This window comes from Bradyrhizobium sp. CCBAU 21365, from assembly GCF_015291305.1.
Classification (GTDB): Bacteria; Pseudomonadota; Alphaproteobacteria; order Rhizobiales; family Xanthobacteraceae; genus Bradyrhizobium; species Bradyrhizobium elkanii.
The window spans coordinates 4,763,428-4,777,870 of the sequence record NZ_CP030036.1 but is presented as its reverse complement, the minus strand read 5'-3'; the positions used below and the strand labels follow the sequence as shown (position 1 = coordinate 4,777,870).

General features: G+C 64.7%; 20 protein-coding genes. 11 read left to right on the top strand and 9 right to left on the bottom strand.

Features of this window, described 5'->3' with window-relative positions; all coding sequences use genetic code 11:
- Window positions 1-4 precede the first annotated feature (4 nt).
- The 4 genes from XI02_RS21885 to XI02_RS21870 all read right to left on the bottom strand — a co-directional run bounded on the left by XI02_RS21885 (window position 5) and on the right by XI02_RS21870 (window position 1,739).
- Window positions 5-199, bottom strand: coding sequence for a hypothetical protein (locus XI02_RS21885; protein ID WP_018271578.1), 195 nt, complete (start codon window positions 197-199; stop codon window positions 5-7).
- A gap of 52 nt (window positions 200-251) precedes the next feature.
- Window positions 252-1,190, bottom strand: a complete 939-nt coding sequence (locus XI02_RS21880; RefSeq protein ID WP_194483127.1) for a hypothetical protein — start codon at window positions 1,188-1,190, stop codon at window positions 252-254.
- Window positions 1,191-1,225: 35 nt separating this feature from the next.
- On the bottom strand, window positions 1,226-1,390 hold the full coding sequence (locus tag XI02_RS21875) for a hypothetical protein (protein ID WP_016846117.1): 165 nt from the start codon (window positions 1,388-1,390) through the stop codon (window positions 1,226-1,228).
- A gap of 88 nt (window positions 1,391-1,478) precedes the next feature.
- A complete protein-coding gene (locus tag XI02_RS21870; protein ID WP_026192748.1) occupies window positions 1,479-1,739 on the bottom strand; it encodes a DUF3551 domain-containing protein in 261 nt (86 codons plus the stop codon).
- Between the two features lie 333 nt (window positions 1,740-2,072).
- Here XI02_RS21870 and XI02_RS21865 point away from each other — a divergent pair, with 333 nt between their 5' ends.
- Window positions 2,073-2,864 (top strand): hypothetical protein, encoded by a 792-nt coding sequence (locus tag XI02_RS21865; protein ID WP_172648002.1) that lies wholly within the window; start codon window positions 2,073-2,075, stop codon window positions 2,862-2,864.
- Between the two features lie 156 nt (window positions 2,865-3,020).
- Here XI02_RS21865 and XI02_RS21860 read toward each other — a convergent pair whose 3' ends face one another.
- Window positions 3,021-3,872, bottom strand: coding sequence for a 3-hydroxybutyryl-CoA dehydrogenase (locus XI02_RS21860; protein ID WP_018271573.1), 852 nt, complete (start codon window positions 3,870-3,872; stop codon window positions 3,021-3,023).
- Window positions 3,873-4,444: 572 nt separating this feature from the next.
- On the opposite strand from XI02_RS21860, the gene XI02_RS21855 reads away from it, so the two are divergent.
- The 7 genes from XI02_RS21855 (at window position 4,445) to XI02_RS21825 (ending at window position 8,649) form a co-directional block, all read left to right on the top strand.
- Complete coding sequence (locus XI02_RS21855) at window positions 4,445-4,594, top strand: hypothetical protein (RefSeq protein ID WP_172648003.1); 150 nt, start codon at window positions 4,445-4,447, stop codon at window positions 4,592-4,594.
- A 214-nt stretch (window positions 4,595-4,808) separates the two neighbouring features.
- Window positions 4,809-5,024: a hypothetical protein gene (locus tag XI02_RS21850; protein WP_172648004.1), complete on the top strand. Its 216-nt coding sequence runs from the start codon at window positions 4,809-4,811 to the stop codon at window positions 5,022-5,024.
- A gap of 128 nt (window positions 5,025-5,152) precedes the next feature.
- The gene (locus tag XI02_RS21845) at window positions 5,153-5,410 is read left to right on the top strand and encodes a hypothetical protein (RefSeq protein ID WP_016846113.1); all 258 of its coding nucleotides are present in this window, start codon (window positions 5,153-5,155) and stop codon (window positions 5,408-5,410) included.
- A 164-nt stretch (window positions 5,411-5,574) separates the two neighbouring features.
- Entirely contained in the window at window positions 5,575-6,864 is a 1,290-nt protein-coding gene (locus XI02_RS21840; protein WP_172648005.1) for a hemolysin family protein, read from the top strand.
- Between the two features lie 133 nt (window positions 6,865-6,997).
- Window positions 6,998-7,597 (top strand): formyltransferase family protein, encoded by a 600-nt coding sequence (locus XI02_RS21835; RefSeq protein WP_018271570.1) that lies wholly within the window; start codon window positions 6,998-7,000, stop codon window positions 7,595-7,597.
- A 193-nt stretch (window positions 7,598-7,790) separates the two neighbouring features.
- Complete coding sequence (locus XI02_RS21830) at window positions 7,791-8,150, top strand: hypothetical protein (RefSeq protein WP_016846110.1); 360 nt, start codon at window positions 7,791-7,793, stop codon at window positions 8,148-8,150.
- Window positions 8,095-8,649: a hypothetical protein gene (locus XI02_RS21825; RefSeq protein ID WP_018271569.1), complete on the top strand. Its 555-nt coding sequence runs from the start codon at window positions 8,095-8,097 to the stop codon at window positions 8,647-8,649. Before XI02_RS21830 ends, XI02_RS21825 begins: the two co-directional genes overlap by 56 nt.
- A gap of 90 nt (window positions 8,650-8,739) precedes the next feature.
- On the opposite strand, the gene XI02_RS21820 is transcribed toward XI02_RS21825, so the two are convergent.
- Window positions 8,740-9,138: a RidA family protein gene (locus XI02_RS21820; protein WP_016846109.1), complete on the bottom strand. Its 399-nt coding sequence runs from the start codon at window positions 9,136-9,138 to the stop codon at window positions 8,740-8,742.
- Window positions 9,139-9,281: 143 nt separating this feature from the next.
- Here XI02_RS21820 and XI02_RS21815 point away from each other — a divergent pair, with 143 nt between their 5' ends.
- Window positions 9,282-10,157, top strand: coding sequence for a DMT family transporter (locus XI02_RS21815; protein ID WP_172648006.1), 876 nt, complete (start codon window positions 9,282-9,284; stop codon window positions 10,155-10,157).
- Between the two features lie 75 nt (window positions 10,158-10,232).
- Here XI02_RS21815 and XI02_RS21810 read toward each other — a convergent pair whose 3' ends face one another.
- The gene (locus XI02_RS21810) at window positions 10,233-10,472 is read right to left on the bottom strand and encodes a BrnA antitoxin family protein (RefSeq protein ID WP_018271567.1); all 240 of its coding nucleotides are present in this window, start codon (window positions 10,470-10,472) and stop codon (window positions 10,233-10,235) included.
- Between the two features lie 18 nt (window positions 10,473-10,490).
- On the bottom strand, window positions 10,491-11,465 hold the full coding sequence (gene cysK, locus XI02_RS21805) for a cysteine synthase A (RefSeq protein ID WP_018271566.1): 975 nt from the start codon (window positions 11,463-11,465) through the stop codon (window positions 10,491-10,493).
- Between the two features lie 226 nt (window positions 11,466-11,691).
- Between cysK and XI02_RS21800 the strand changes: the two genes are divergently transcribed.
- Window positions 11,692-11,907, top strand: a complete 216-nt coding sequence (locus tag XI02_RS21800) for a hypothetical protein (protein WP_026192745.1) — start codon at window positions 11,692-11,694, stop codon at window positions 11,905-11,907.
- A 9-nt stretch (window positions 11,908-11,916) separates the two neighbouring features.
- Here XI02_RS21800 and tgt read toward each other — a convergent pair whose 3' ends face one another.
- Window positions 11,917-13,050, bottom strand: coding sequence for a tRNA guanosine(34) transglycosylase Tgt (gene tgt, locus XI02_RS21795; protein WP_172648007.1), 1,134 nt, complete (start codon window positions 13,048-13,050; stop codon window positions 11,917-11,919).
- 203 nt (window positions 13,051-13,253) lie between these two features.
- On the opposite strand from tgt, the gene XI02_RS21790 reads away from it, so the two are divergent.
- Window positions 13,254-14,426 carry a patatin-like phospholipase family protein gene (locus tag XI02_RS21790; RefSeq protein ID WP_370143555.1) on the top strand — a complete coding sequence of 391 codons (1,173 nt, stop codon included), beginning with the start codon at window positions 13,254-13,256 and terminating at the stop codon, window positions 14,424-14,426.
- The last annotated feature ends 17 nt before the right edge of the window (window positions 14,427-14,443 follow it).

Genomic DNA, 14,443 nt, shown 5'->3' with positions numbered 1-14,443 from the left:
CCGGTCAAAGCCCCAAGCATCGAAACAGTTGCGCGAGCGCGGTGTTGGCGGATTGCGCGCGCCGTTCGACGATTTCGGCCGCAGCGGCGTAGTTGCGCGCCAGGATCTGGAGCGCGCGGCGGGCATCCGGCAGCGTGGATTGCTCCGCCATCTCCAGGCACTGATGCTCGAAATATCTGAGCTCCTCAAGTTCGGTCATTCGCGAATCGTCCGATCGGGTCCTGTAGTTTCGAACTCAGTGCGCCAGCGACCTAGTGAAAGTTTGGCAAGTTTGTTGCGGGAGCCGGGCGATCTGGTCGGAGTGTTTCTGGATGCATGAATTGATAGTCACCGCTCCGTGATCGATGCGAGGGTGAGCCGCGCGGATCGACAACCGCGAGCAATCGTTTCACAATGCGGCGGTCTCGCTTCGCGGGCTTTAGAACACACGCGGTTGATGCGGTATCGAATTGGCTTTGTTGGACCGATGAGGAAACGCGATTGGGCTTTCGTGGCGGCCTGTGTGGCAGGCGCGCTGCTGTTCGGCGTCTGGAGTTTCCAGATGGGCATCGCGTTTCATCGATCCCAGCACGGCGCGACCGACCTCTCCAGTTCGCATCGGCGGAGCCAGGACGGCGCTTCCGCGCGCAGCCCGGCCGGGCTCCAGGCGGATGACGGCGATCAGCAGGCCGGACAGCCGCGATAGGCGCCGCGATCGCGCTCGTCACCGCCACACCGCGTCGGACTAGGGCCAGGCCTGCCATGCCGGCGGCGCCATCGTCATCCGTCTTGGCATGCGTGAGCCGCCTGCGGCGCGGACTGTCCTTGGCACGACGATGACGAGCGCCAAATCTGTGCAGCGCCATCGGCACATGCCCCATCGCGCCGCGAACGAAATCGATGGCCTGCCTGACGACGGCCGCGACCGTCGCAACGCGGGTAAAGAAGCCGATCAGGAAGATCATCGAGAAGATGTCGATATAGGCCAGCACATCGCCAACCAGCATCAGCTCGGGAGGAAGCGGAATCCGGTGCCAGTAGGCGCCGATCACGATGGCAACCGGGATCAGCGCGATCAGCTTCCGTAACGTCAGCCGGTCGAGCAAGGCGGCGAGCTCAACGACCAGGATCTGCCACAGCCAATCGCCAAGTGCGGCCGGCTTGTCGATCGTCCAAGTTTTCCATAACCGCTGCCACACCCGTTTCCCCATCGCAGGGCCCGCCCCCTTGCGCGCATGACCGAGCGCTACGGCTTCGACGACGCCTCGCTGCCGCTACCCTCGTCTGCGGCGCCTTGCGCATCAGCCGGATCGGCCGATGGAAAGATGCGCTCATAATTCGCACGCGCCTCGCGGATCAGGCGCGCACGCTCGCGTTCGGACTTCGAGATGAACCTGATGATCTCGCCCATATTCGCTCCAAGGCAGAAATGATGATCCGACCGTCAGCTAAGCAACCATCGTGCCCGACGGTCGCTTGGCCCGACCTCCTCGCACCGCTCAGCGGAACGCCCGCGGCGCCACCCGCTGCTGGCTGAAGGCAACGCGCGGATTGATGCCGCAATAGGCGTCGCGGCCCGACGCGGATGCCTGGCACTGCTGATAGGTCTGGTAGCCGCAATAGCCGGGATATCCCTCCTGCCGGCCCTGGATGCACCAGGGATAATCATAGGGATCGGCCGCCGCAGGCGACGCGGAACCGACAATCCAGCTCGTTCCGAGCGCCGCGAACGCCAGAATTGCCCAATTCGTCCTGCGCATGATCGTGTTTCCTTGCTCCATCGGCACCCAGCCGCTGATCTAGGTACGCCGGCAGGATCTGCGAGGTTTCCGGGCACCGCCTCAAGAAGCTGTGACGATGGTTCAAAGCCCGGTCGCGGCATGGACCGGCTGACCGGTCATGGCCCTCACGGCCTCCAGACCCGCCGGCCTGCTGCCCGCCGGGCCGCCCAGCGCATGTAGTTAACCGACGCCTAATCGGGGATGTGCGGTTGAAATGTGCGACTTAAGCGCGCCGCAAGGCGGCTGCCCTAGTCTCCCGCGCGGCTCAATGGACGACGACACCCGGAGGGGCTCGTCGCACGGGGGATAATCATGCGCAGCGCGCTCATTGCTTCAATGATCCTGTCACTTGCGGCCGGGCCGGCCGTTGCCGGACCACGAATGTCGGGGCCGTCCGAGGCGGCACCGGGCAGCGTCGAGAAATATCGCGGCTACGTCTTCGATCTCTCCGAGAACGCCGACCGCAAGGACGTCACCAGCATCGCCGACATGGTCCGCCGCCAGCTCGACGCCGTGGAAACCGCGGGCTTCAGCCCGAAGGTGTTGCAGTTCTTCCATCGCGTGCCGATCGTTGCGAGCGAGATGGCGTGTCTCGACGAAGGCGCGGCGGCGGCCTGCTATGGCTTGACGCCGCCGGAATGGGACCGCGGCACGACGCGCGACGTCACCATCTGGGATCACGACAAGCAGCAATGGACCAATTCGGATCCGCTCGCGCTTGCGCTCGATTCCGGGATCGGCATCATCAGGATGCGTCCGAACATGATGCGTTACGCGAAGGAGCCGGTGCTGCTGCACGAATTCCTTCATGCCTATCACGCCCGGCTGATGCCGAACGGCTATGAGAACAAGGGCATCAAGGCTTTCCTCAGCCAGGCCAAATCGAAGGACCTGTTCGCCAAGGAGGCCTACGCGTTGAAGAACCAGCAGGAGTTCTTCGCGGTGACGGCGAGCATCTTCCTGGCCGGCAAGGATTCCGAGCACGAACCCTATACGCGCGCCACGCTCAAGGAGAAGATGCCGGACTACTACAAATATCTCGTCGGCCTGTTCGGCGCCGATCCCGAGGAAACCAGCGTCACGCCGGTCGCATCGGCCGACTGAGCCCGGTATCTCACAAAAAAACGAGGCCCGGTGTGCCTAGGAGACCGGGCCTCGTTTCTGATGTCCCCCGCCTCGTGGCGGATCAGGTGTTGTCGATACGCGACCTTGTCCGCGCGATCCATCCCGGATGATTACGGGGTCAGGCGCGCGCCGGCCTCACTTGCTGTAGCTGTAGAACCCCTGCCCGGTCTTGCGGCCGAGATGGCCGGCATCGACCATCTCCTTCAGCAGCGGCGCCGGCCGGTATTTGGGGTCGTTGAAGCCGGTGTAGAACACCTCCATCACCGACAGCATCGTGTCGAGCCCGATCAGATCGGCAAGCGCGAGCGGGCCGATCGGATGATTGCAGCCGAGCTTCATGCCGGCATCGATCTCCTCGGCGGTCGCAATGCCTTCCTGCAGCGCGAAGATCGCCTCGTTGATCATCGGGCACAGGATGCGGTTCACCGCAAAGCCGGGGCTGTTCTTCGCCGTGATCGCGACCTTGCCGACCCGCTTGGCGAAGGCTTCGGCCTTGGCGACGGTGTCGTCGGAGGTCTGCAAGCCCCGGATCAATTCCAGCAGCGCCATCACCGGCACCGGATTGAAGAAATGCATCCCGATGAAGCGGTCGGGACGATCGGTCGAGGCCGCAAGGCGAGTGATCGAGATCGACGAGGTGTTGGTTGCGACCAGCGCGCTCGGCTTCAGCCCCGCACAGAGATCCTTCAGGATCTTGATCTTCAGCTCCTCGTTCTCGGTCGCGGCTTCGATCACGAGATCGCAGGCGGCGAGCTTGGCCTTGTCGGTGGTCGCGTTGATGCGCCCGAGCGTCGCGTCGCGGTCGGCCGCGGTCATCTTTTCCTTGGCGACAAGCCGATCGAGACTGCTCCCGACCGTTTTCAGGCCGCGCTGGACCGCCGCGTCGGAGATATCCACCATGGTCACGCCGAGGCCTGCCGCCGCGCAGATCTGCGCGATGCCGTTGCCCATGGTCCCGGCGCCGATAATGCCAACCGTCTCAATCATCGCGTTCGTCCTTCGTCGCTTGCGCGGCCGCGCGGCCGCATCGTCAAAAACGGCGGACCGGAGGGGTCCGCGGATGGCGCATGAATAGCAGTCCGGCCGCGCGGCCGATACAGTGGAAGCCGGTATTACGGTGGGGTCTATTCGGGGCGCGGCGGGTGCGGCCGCCGTGGCGGAACGGCTGGCCGCGGCGGCAATTGGGTGCGCGGTGGTTCGGCCGCACGCGACGGTTCGAGCACGCGGTTAAGTCGTACGATCCACCAGGCCAGCCGCCCGTAGCTGCGGCGCAGCGCCGATCCGAATCCCTCGTCGATGTCCTGATCACGATCCATACCCCTATCGTTAACGTGCATCCTTGAAGGAACGGTGAGCGCCATCACGTGCAGCGTCGCCAATCGTTAGCAACCTGGCAACCATCGACGCGCCGGCAGCACGCGGGTGCCGGTAGTCTCCCGGATTGCACCGGGAAGTCTCCGCGCTGCAACATCACAATGCCGGTCCGACTCGCATTTTGTTGATCGAATTTTCCGCCGAGCGCCGCGACATAAGGACATTAGACGACGAGGGCTACGCCCATGCTTGCCGAGAAATTCATCCTGTTGCTCGAGACATTGCTTAACGGCCAGACCCATTCCGACGGAAGTCCCCGCGTGGTGAGCACCTCGCCCCACATTCCGGTCAAGCTTCCCGGTGGAAGCCAATCGCACGGCAGCCTGCCTCGCTAGGCTCCTGCTGCCGGCAGGTTAGGTCGCCGCAAGACTTTCAAGGGCGTCGCAGCCACGTCGGTGCGGAATGCTGGTCGCGACGTTTGCCTCCGCCAGTTTTTCCTGTCGTGACGCGCGAAGCCACTTGGCCGGCGCAATCCCTCGCCCGTGATCCAACTCATAGGTGGTGAAGTCGACCCACGCTACACCGCTCCGGCAACGACGTGGTGCCGCCATGGACGATAAGACCGACAGCAAGACCGATTTCGGAAGCATCGCCGTCACAATCTGCGTCGCCGCCTACATCGCGATCATGCTGGCATATCTCGCCCAATACGATCTCGGCCTGACCGCCGCGCAGACGCGTCATCTCTCCATGCTGGCAGCGCTGTTCCTCGCGCTGCCGGTCGCGCTGGATTTGCTGCGCACCGGACCCCACGACGCCCGCTGATGCGGGCACGAACGTGCCTGCCGCCTCCAATCTCCCCCGCCGCAAACATGCCTGCGCAACATAGCGCTAGGTGAAGCGACGCGAATCAGCGTTAGTTTGCAACTGATCGCTTCGTGGGATTTGGCGGCATGACCCAACCCGACGTGTTTGATCAGAAGGTTCTGGATCAGAACATTCGCGAACTGCAGGAATGGCTGCGCAGGGCCTGGCAGCAACTCGCGGACCCCTCGCTCACCGCCTTCTCCCGCCGCGAATTGCGCAACCAGATGAAGCAATGCAACGCCGATTTGCGCGTGCAACTGCAAGCCGCCTCCAAACGAATGCTGGTGCCGCCCGCCTCGTCGGGCAGGACATTCGCCAAGCCGGCGCTGCGGATCCTCGCCTAGGACATGATGCCAGCGCGCCAAAATGCCGCGATCTCCTGCTGCATGCTGGCCATACGCACCCTCTGCTTGTGCAGAAACGCCCGACAAGGCACAGCAAAACCGCTGCGGTATGCCTATATTGGGCGTCGTGCAGCGGCCAACGCCGCCAATGTTTAGGGACTCCCGTGTTATATCTGGAACTTGCGATCGTGGCGGTCTTGATCGTCGTCAACGGTCTGTTGTCGATGTCGGAGCTCGCGATCGTCTCCTCGCGTCCGGCGCGCCTTGCGGCGCTGGTCGAACGAGGCGTCAGCGGTTCGCGCCGCGCCCTTGCACTGGCCTCCGATCCCGGCAAGTTCCTCTCCACGGTGCAGATCGGCATCACGCTGATCGGCGTGCTGTCGGGCGCCTTCTCCGGCGCAACGCTTGGCCAGCGTCTGACCCAATGGCTGCTTGAACTCGGCGTATCCGCAGGCATCGCCGACGCGGTCGGCGTCGGCCTCGTCGTCGGCGTGATCACCTATGCCTCGCTGATCGTCGGCGAGCTGGTGCCGAAGCAGATCGCATTGCGCGATCCCGAGTCGGTCGCGGTCAAGGTCGCTCCGGCCATGACCATGATGGCGCGGCTGTCGCTGCCGCTGGTGTGGCTGCTCGACCGTTCCGGCAAGCTGCTGCTGTGGGTGCTCGGCCATCGCGAGGATGCGCAGGACCGCGTCAGCGAGGACGAGATCAAAACACTGGTGGTGGAGGCCGAGAACGCCGGTGTGCTCGAGCCCGGCGAAAAGGAGATGATCGCCGGCGTGATGCGGCTTGGCGATCTTCCGGTCGGCGCCGTGATGACGCCGCGCCACGAGGTCAGCCTGATCGACCTCGCCGCCCCCGCAGCCGAGATCCTGGCGACGCTGCAGAAGAGCAGTCACTCGCGCTGCGTGGTGTTCGACGGCAACCGCGATCATGCGCTCGGCATCGTGCAGGCCAAGGACGTGCTCGACGTCTACCTCGCTGGCCAGACGCCCGACATCCGCGCGCTCACGCGCGATGCGCCGATCATTCCAGAGACCGTCGACGCGCGCGACGTGGTCGCGATCCTGCGCGACTCCAGAGTGCATATCGGCCTCGTCCACGACGAGTACGGCACCTTCCAGGGCGTCGTCACCAGCGCCGACATCCTCGAGGCCATCGTCGGCGCCTTCCACACCGAGGAAGGTCCGGCCGAGCCCGCCTATGTCCGGCGCGACGACGGCTCCTATCTGATCTCGGGCTGGATGCCGGCGCTGGAATTCAGCGAACTGCTCGGCATCGCGCTGCCATCGCCGCGGCCGTACCAGACCGCGGCCGGCTTCCTGCTGCATGAATTCGGCGCGATCCCCGATGTCGGCGCGAAAACCACCGCGCAGGGCTGGGAATTCGAGATCGTCGACCTCGACGGCCGGCGCATCGACAAGGTTTTGGCCAGCAAGCAGCCGGCGGCCTGACATTTGCCACCCGGCCGTCCTGTTGATAAGCGGCAAGACAGCGAAACAGGCGGCCGCGGTGTGCTATCGGCATAGCGGCGGCCCGAGCAATCCCCGAGTAAACCCCCGAGTAAACCCTACGGAATAGATTCCCATGCGCATTACCCTTGTCGGTTCCCGCCATTTCGGCGTGACGACCCTGAACATGCTGCGCGAACACCACGTCACGCTGGTCAGGGTGGTCGTCCATGACGGCGAGGACCGGCTGGCGGCGGCGGCCAGAGCGGCCGGCATCGAGGTCGTTGTCCAGGCCGATCCCAAGCTGGTGACGGCCGCCGAGATCGCGCCGGACACCGACCTGATCGTGACCGCCCACAGCCACGCCCGGGTCAGCAGGGAGGCGCTTGCCGCGTCCAGGCTCGGCGGCATCGGCTACCACCCGTCGCTGTTGCCGCGCCACCGCGGCATCGCGGCGGTGGAATGGACCATCAAGGAAGGCGATCCGATCGCCGGCGGCAGCATCTATCACCTCGCCGACCGCATGGACGCCGGCGCGATCGCCGCGCAGGACTGGGTGTTCGTCAAGAAAGGCGAGACCGCCCGCGAGCTGTGGGAGCGCGCGCTGGCGCCGCTCGGCTTGCGTCTGCTCGCCCAAGTCATCGACTATGGCAAGGTCAACGGCTCGCTGCCGGCCAAGGTCCAGGATGAGCAGTTTGCGACCAAGGCGCCGAATCTGAGCCCTGGCAAACACTAACCCGAGCCGGAGTATAATAATACCTCGTTCGGAAAAGCCATGCTCGGATTTTCCGTTCCTGATACGGAACCGAATTCACCATGATGTGTTTGAGTTCACAGGAACATTTGGGGACTCCCGCGACGCAGCAAATTTTGAACACATTGTGACAGGATAAGCCGCGTCATCACACGAAATGACAGGGATTTGATTCATGCGTTCGATCCGCATTCGCGACCTGATTTTGGTCACCTCGGTCGCCTCGGCCGCCGCCCTCACCGCTGCTCCCGCCTCCGCTCAGCAGCCTTATGACGGCCTTTGGAACGTCACCGTCGTCACCAAGACCGGCAGCTGCGAACCGTCGCAGAGCTCGACCGTGACCGTCGCTGAAGGAAAGATCTCGGCACAAGGTGCGGCAATCTCCGGCACCGTCGGCAGCGGGGGACTTGTGCGGGTCTCGATCAATGGTGCATATGCGAACGGACAACTCAGTGGCAACTCCGGATCGGGGAAGTGGAATGGGGCATCAGCTGGCGTACCGTGCAGCGGCCGATGGGAAGCATCCCGTCAGTAAGATCACCATCACATCAAGGTTTTTCGCGATCGCGCGGCGGCCTGCATTTGCGGCCGCCGCGCTTTTCGTGACTGCGTTTGCGAGCACCGCCGGCCATGCCCAGTCCGGCCCGTTCGCAGGCATGGCGGGCACCTGGTCGGGCGGCGGCTCGGTCTCGCTGGACGACGGTTCCAACGAGCGGATTCGCTGCCGCGCGACCTATCAAGTTGGGGGGCCCAGGATGACCATGAACCTCGTCTGCGCAAGCGACTCCTACAAGTTCAACCTGGGCGCCGACGTGCAAGCCCAAGGCAGCGCGGTCAGCGGGTCGTGGACCGAAACGAGCCGCAACATCAACGGCACCCTGCAGGGCCGCGGCGGCGGCGGCAACTTCCAGGTTGTTGCCAGCGCGCCCGGCTTCAACGCCGACATCGCGATGCGCACCAGCGGCAACCGACAGTCGGTGACGATCAGGGCCGACAATCAATTCCGCGGCGCCAACATCACGCTGTCGAAGTAATCAATCAGATCTCGACGAGAACAACCCTCGGTCATCCCCGAGGGCTTTTTTCCGCCTGTGCCGCAATGGCTCGCATGCTTCCCAGCGGTGCTATGCCGCAGGTACGAACGCCGTGACCTCGATCTCGACCTTGGCGCGCTGATCGACCAGCCCGTCGATATAGAGCAGCGTGGACGGCGGGAAATTGCGCCCGAGCGTCTCCTTCCATGCGGCGCCAATGCCGGCGCCCGCGGCCTCGTATTCGCTGCGGCTGGTCAGGTACCAGGTCAGGCGGACGATGTGCTCTGGACCGGCGCCGGCTTCGTTCAGGAGCTTGACGATGCGCTTCAGCGCCGTGCCAACCTGCGCGGCCATCTCGGGCTGATAGTCGCCCTTCTCATCGCCGCCGGTCTGCCCCGCCAGCACGATCCACCTGCCGGGCGCGTCGAACGCGACACCGTGCGAGAAGCCGCGGGGTTTCGACCATTCGGCCGGTTGCAAGACACGCATGAGCAGATCCTCCTGATTTTGATTTCCCGATCTGCTTAGCAGAGATTACGCGGGTGACGCATCACCGCGCAGGCAGAATTGCGCGTTGCAAATTCATGGCAGCTCACCGATACCGGGCACCCCTCCTCCGCTCGTTCCCCGTCATGGATCGCACGCCCTCGAAGACCCGCGCAGCCTTGTGGATGTCCGGCTGGCTCGCGCTGATGCTGATCGTGGCTGTGGCCGGCCGCGAGGCGACGCGCGAGGTCAACGTCTTCCAGCTGATGGCCGTTCGCGGCGTGCTCGGCTTCGCGATGCTCTATCCGCTGATCCACATCAATGGCGGGTTTGCGATCGTGAAGACGGCACGGGTGCACGTCCATATCGCGCGCAACCTGATCCATTTCTGCGCGCAGCTCGGCTGGTTCTTTGCGCTGACATTGATCCCGATCGGCCAGGTGGTCGCGATCGAGTTCACGATGCCGATCTGGACCGCGATCCTCGCGGCGAGCTTTCTCGGCGAGCGGATGACGGCGTGGAAGATCGTCGCGATCGTGCTTGGCCTGGTCGGCGTGTTCGTGATCGTGCGGCCGGCGGCCGGCGCGCTCAATCCGGGCCAGCTGATCGCGCTTGCCGCGGCAGTCGGCTTCGGCATCTCGGTCGCCGTGGTCAAGTCGCTGACGCGGACCGAGCAGACGCTGACGATCATGTTCTGGATGCTGGTGGTGCAATCGCTCGCGAGCATCGGGCCTGCGCTCTACGTCTGGACGTGGCCGCCGCTCTCGACCTGGGGCTGGCTTGCCGTGATCGCATTCTGCGGCACCTTCTCGCACTATTGCATGGCACGCGCCCTGCTCCACGCCGACGCGACGGTCGTGATCCCGATGGATTTCGTCCGCGTGCCGCTGACGGCGATCGCCGGCTGGCTGATCTATGCCGAAAGGCTCGATGTCTACACGGTGCTCGGCGCGGCCATGATTCTGGCCGGCAACCTCATGAACCTGAAACCGACCGCAAGGAAGCCGGCCCGCGCGCGGTAACACCCGTGCGCGTCGCCGCGCCCTGCCAGCCAAGACCCCGGGGATCGTCCCGGGCCCCCTGGTTTCGAAGGCGTGTTACTTTCCGGCGGCCTTGCGCAGCGCCGCGTTGATGCGGTCCTGCCAGCCGGGGCCGCCCGCCTGGAAATACTCCAGCACGTCCTGATCGATCCGCAGCGTGACCTGCTCGCGGACGCCGGGGACAGCAACGGTCTTTGGCACCGCGTCCGCGACCTTGGTGGTGGCGCGCTTGAACGCCGCCTCGGCTTCGCTGCGGGCATCGTTCAGGGTTCGCGGTCGCCTCGGCTGGTCGGCCATATGCTGGATTCCTGTGTCTCAGATTCCTTCAAACAGTACCGTGGACAGATAGCGCTCCGAGAATGACGGCACAATCGCCAGAATGGTTTTGCCTGCCGCTTCCGGCCGCCTGCCGATCTGCAAGGCGGCTGCGATCGCGGCACCCGACGAGATACCGCCGGGGATGCCTTCGTTGCGCGCCAGCTCGCGCGCGGTCTCGATCGCGGTCGCGCTGTTGACCTTGACGATCTCGTCGATCACGGATCGGTCGAGGATGTCAGGGATGAAGCCGGCGCCGATGCCCTGGATCTTGTGCGGCGTGTGCTGGCCGCCCGACAGCACCGGGCTCTCTTCCGGCTCCACCGCGACGACGCGCAATGACGGCTTGCGCGGCTTCAGCACCTGACCAACGCCGGTGATGGTGCCGCCGGTGCCAACGCCGGCGACGAAGTAATCGATGTTGCCGCCGGTGTCGTTCCAGATTTCCTCGGCGGTGGTGCGGCGATGGATCTCGGGATTGGCGAGGTTCTTGAACTGCTGCGGCATGACAGCGTTGGGCGTCGTGCGCACCAATTCTTCCGCGGTCGCGATCGAGCCCTTCATGCCCTGCGCGGCCGGGGTCAGCACAATCTCCGCGCCGAGAAAGGCCAGCATCCGCCGCCGCTCGATCGACATCGATTCCGGCATGACGAGCTTGAGCCGATAGCCGCGCGAGGCCGCGACATAGGCAAGCGCAATCCCGGTGTTGCCCGAGGTCGGCTCGATCAGCACGGTGTCGGCGTTGATGATACCGGCCTTCTCCATCGCCACGATCATCGCCGCGCCGATGCGGTCTTTCACGCTGGCCGCCGGATTGAAGTATTCCAGCTTGGCGAGGATCGTCGCGTTGACGCCAGCCGCCTGCGGCAATCTGCGCAGCCGCACGATCGGCGTGGAGCCGATCGCATCGACGATGGAGTCAAAGACGCGGCCGCGTCCGGGTTGCACTGCACTCGTTGTCGACGGCGCGTCCATCAAGCGGCTCCTGTAGCGGGATGTGCTGGGAATATGCGGTCTTGTCTCATTAGAAGCAGCGCATCATGACGCGCAAGTGAGAAACCGCCGTGGCGCGAATTCGTTGCATTGCAAAATAAGAACCTACGCAAATAACGTAAAACCTACGCATTTGTGTTGCGACAAGGTCAAACAAATGCGTCTATATACTTTCGTCAGGTGCAGCTCAGAACGCAAAGGAGGTCACATGCCAGCTCTCGCTGAAGTTCTGTCGACCACAGCGTCCAGGCCCGATCCGCGCGGCAGCGATTTGCCGACCTGTCCGGTGTGTGCTGACTCCATGGTGGCGGCGGAAGCCTCCGCGTATCTGTTCGACAATCTGATCAGCTATCTCTGGACCTGCGACAACTGCGGTTACGGGTTCGTGACCAAACACGCGGTGAAACCGATCGTGTGCAACTGATCACACAGCTCATCTTGGAGCGATGTCACCGCGCGCCCAACCGGCGCGCGTTTTCGTTCTGAAGTCCTCGAACGTGCCGTTCGCCACCGCAGCGCGGATGCCCTGCATCAACTGCTGGTAATAGGCGACGTTGATTTCGGACAGCAGCATTGCCCCAAGTGTTTCGCCCGATCGCACCAGATGATGCAGATAGGCGCGCGAATAGCCGTTCGCCGCCGGCCACGGGCTCTCGTCGTCGAGCGGACGCGGATCGTCGACGTGCCGGGCGTTGCGCAAATTGATCTGCCCGAAGCGGGTGAACGCCATGCCGTGGCGTCCGTTCCGTGTCGGCATCACACAGTCGAACATATCGACCCCGCGCGCCACCGCCTCGAGGATGTCTTCCGGCGTGCCGACGCCCATCAGATAACGCGGCCGATCGACCGGGAGCGCCGGCGCGGTCTCCTCGATCATCGCCAGCATCACCGCCTGCGGCTCGCCGACCGCGAGCCCTCCGATCGCGTAACCGTGAAAGCCGATGTCGGTCAGCCCGCGCGCGCTGGCGTGCCGCAGATCCGGTACGTCCCCGCCCTGCACGATGCCGAACAGCATGTAGCCGTCCGGCGCCGCCTCGAACGCGTGCTTGGAGCGCTCGGCCCAGCGCAGCGAGAGCTGCATCGCGCGCTCGATGTCGGCGCGCTCCGCCGGCAGCCGGACGCATTCGTCCATCTGCATGGCGATATCGGAGCCGAGCAGCCGCTGCACCTCGATCGAGCGCTCCGGCGACAGCTCGACCTTGGTGCCGTCGATATGCGAGCGGAAGGTCACGGCTTTCTCGGTCACCTTGCGCAGCTCCGACAGCGACATCACCTGGAAGCCGCCGGAATCCGTCAACATCGGGCCGCCCCAGCCGGTGAAGCGCTGCAGGCCGCCAAGCCCGGCAATGCGCTCGGCGCCCGGCCGCAGCATCAGGTGATAGGTGTTGCCGAGCACGATATCGGCGCCGGCATCGCGCACTTCGCGCCAATGCATGCCCTTCATCGCGCCCGCGGTGCCGACCGGCATGAAGGCGGGCGTCCGCACGAGGCCGTGCGGCGTGGTCAGGCGCCCGGTGCGGGCGGCGCCGTCGGTTGCCAGCAGCTCGAAATGATTGGGAAGATTCATGCGGCTGCTTATTGCGTGTCGCCGGTGCCCGATCAACCCGTCGGATAACGGCCCTCGCGCGACTTCGTGAACACGGACAACCGGCCGGACGCTTGCCTTGCATCAGCAGCCCCGTTAAACAAAACGAAACAGTGTCGTTTTATGACGACAATATGGCAACCGGCTTCCGCAGCGACGTCAATCCGCGAACGTGACTGGCAGAGATGGTCTCACCCCCTAGCGTCCGGCCCGCCGGCCCTCGGACGACGGCTGCCCGTGCGATCCGGCAAGCGGTCCTGCTGTGCGGCCTCGCCTTGGCGCTTTCGGCCTGCAGCTCGCTGCCGCGGATGCCCTACACGGCCGCTGATGCCGCCAATTCGCGGGTGCTCGACCTCGACGGGCTGCGCCGCTATGCCGACGAGCCGGCGTCAAAATTCAAGCTCGAGAAGAGCGACCTCGCCCCGATCAAGACCTACCTCGCCCTCTCCGGCGGCGGCGCCGACGGCGCCTATGGCGTGGGCGTCCTCAACGGCTGGACCGCGGCCGGCAACCGCCCGGCCTTTTCGGTCGTCTCCGGCGTCAGCACCGGCGGGCTGGTTGCGCCATTTGCCTTCCTTGGCCCGCGCTACGACGACACGCTGAAGGAGGTCTACACCTCGGGCATCGCGGAAAGCCTGCTGCAGGACCCCAGCCTGATGCGGGTGCTGTTCGGCTCCGGCCTGTTTGGCAACAAGCGGCTGCGCGAACTGGTGGCGCGTTATGTCGGTCCGGACATCCTGAGCGAGGTGGCGCGCGAAAACGCCAAGGGCCGAAAGCTCCTGATCGTCACCACCGATCTCGACACCCAGCGCACGGTGATCTGGGACATGGGACGGATCGCCGCCGTCGGAACGCCCGAGGCGCTGCAGCTGTTTCGCGACGTGATGGCCGCCTCCGCCAGCATCCCGCTGGTGTTTCCGCCGATCATGATCGACGCCGAGGGCCAGGGCCGGCGCTTCCAGGAGATGCATGTCGACGGCGGCGTGACCGCGCCGGTGCTGACATTGCCGGACGCGCTGCTGTTCCGCGAGCGCGGCTGGCCCGCCAATGGCCGCATGAACATCTACATCCTCGTCAACAAGAAGCTCGAAGGCAACTTCGAGCTGGTGTCGAACTCGACGATCGACGTCGCCTCGCGCAGCATTTCGGCGATCACGCAGGCGCAGACGCGCTCCGTCATCCTCTCGACCTATGATTTTGCCCGGCGCAACCGGCTGGGTTTCCATCTGTCCTACATCGAGCGCGACTATCCGGCGCCGGAAACGCAGGGCTTCGACACCGCCTATATGCGCGCGCTCTACCAGTACGGATACGACAAGGCCGCCGCCGGGCAGGCCTGGACCGCGACGCCCCCGTAAGCGGCCTGCTCCCGATA

What these genes read in the sequence shown, in the direction of transcription:
- tgt (WP_172648007.1), bottom strand. Translation starts at nt 13,050, where the DNA reads ATGAATCTTCCCAATCATTTCGAGCTGCTGGCAACCGACGGCGCCGCC.
- cysK (WP_018271566.1), bottom strand. Translation starts at nt 11,465, where the DNA reads ATGGACGCGCCGTCGACAACGAGTGCAGTGCAACCCGGACGCGGCCGC.
- XI02_RS21855 (WP_172648003.1), top strand. Translation starts at nt 4,445, where the DNA reads ATGCTTGCCGAGAAATTCATCCTGTTGCTCGAGACATTGCTTAACGGC.
- XI02_RS21875 (WP_016846117.1), bottom strand. Translation starts at nt 1,390, where the DNA reads ATGGGCGAGATCATCAGGTTCATCTCGAAGTCCGAACGCGAGCGTGCG.
- XI02_RS21885 (WP_018271578.1), bottom strand. Translation starts at nt 199, where the DNA reads ATGACCGAACTTGAGGAGCTCAGATATTTCGAGCATCAGTGCCTGGAG.
- XI02_RS21790 (WP_370143555.1), top strand. Translation starts at nt 13,254, where the DNA reads ATGGTCTCACCCCCTAGCGTCCGGCCCGCCGGCCCTCGGACGACGGCT.
- XI02_RS21815 (WP_172648006.1), top strand. Translation starts at nt 9,282, where the DNA reads ATGGATCGCACGCCCTCGAAGACCCGCGCAGCCTTGTGGATGTCCGGC.
- XI02_RS21830 (WP_016846110.1), top strand. Translation starts at nt 7,791, where the DNA reads ATGCGTTCGATCCGCATTCGCGACCTGATTTTGGTCACCTCGGTCGCC.
- XI02_RS21835 (WP_018271570.1), top strand. Translation starts at nt 6,998, where the DNA reads ATGCGCATTACCCTTGTCGGTTCCCGCCATTTCGGCGTGACGACCCTG.
- XI02_RS21810 (WP_018271567.1), bottom strand. Translation starts at nt 10,472, where the DNA reads ATGGCCGACCAGCCGAGGCGACCGCGAACCCTGAACGATGCCCGCAGC.
- XI02_RS21880 (WP_194483127.1), bottom strand. Translation starts at nt 1,190, where the DNA reads ATGGGGAAACGGGTGTGGCAGCGGTTATGGAAAACTTGGACGATCGAC.
- XI02_RS21865 (WP_172648002.1), top strand. Translation starts at nt 2,073, where the DNA reads ATGCGCAGCGCGCTCATTGCTTCAATGATCCTGTCACTTGCGGCCGGG.
- XI02_RS21845 (WP_016846113.1), top strand. Translation starts at nt 5,153, where the DNA reads ATGACCCAACCCGACGTGTTTGATCAGAAGGTTCTGGATCAGAACATT.
- XI02_RS21825 (WP_018271569.1), top strand. Translation starts at nt 8,095, where the DNA reads ATGGGGCATCAGCTGGCGTACCGTGCAGCGGCCGATGGGAAGCATCCC.
- XI02_RS21870 (WP_026192748.1), bottom strand. Translation starts at nt 1,739, where the DNA reads ATGCGCAGGACGAATTGGGCAATTCTGGCGTTCGCGGCGCTCGGAACG.
- XI02_RS21820 (WP_016846109.1), bottom strand. Translation starts at nt 9,138, where the DNA reads ATGCGTGTCTTGCAACCGGCCGAATGGTCGAAACCCCGCGGCTTCTCG.
- XI02_RS21850 (WP_172648004.1), top strand. Translation starts at nt 4,809, where the DNA reads ATGGACGATAAGACCGACAGCAAGACCGATTTCGGAAGCATCGCCGTC.
- XI02_RS21800 (WP_026192745.1), top strand. Translation starts at nt 11,692, where the DNA reads ATGCCAGCTCTCGCTGAAGTTCTGTCGACCACAGCGTCCAGGCCCGAT.
- XI02_RS21860 (WP_018271573.1), bottom strand. Translation starts at nt 3,872, where the DNA reads ATGATTGAGACGGTTGGCATTATCGGCGCCGGGACCATGGGCAACGGC.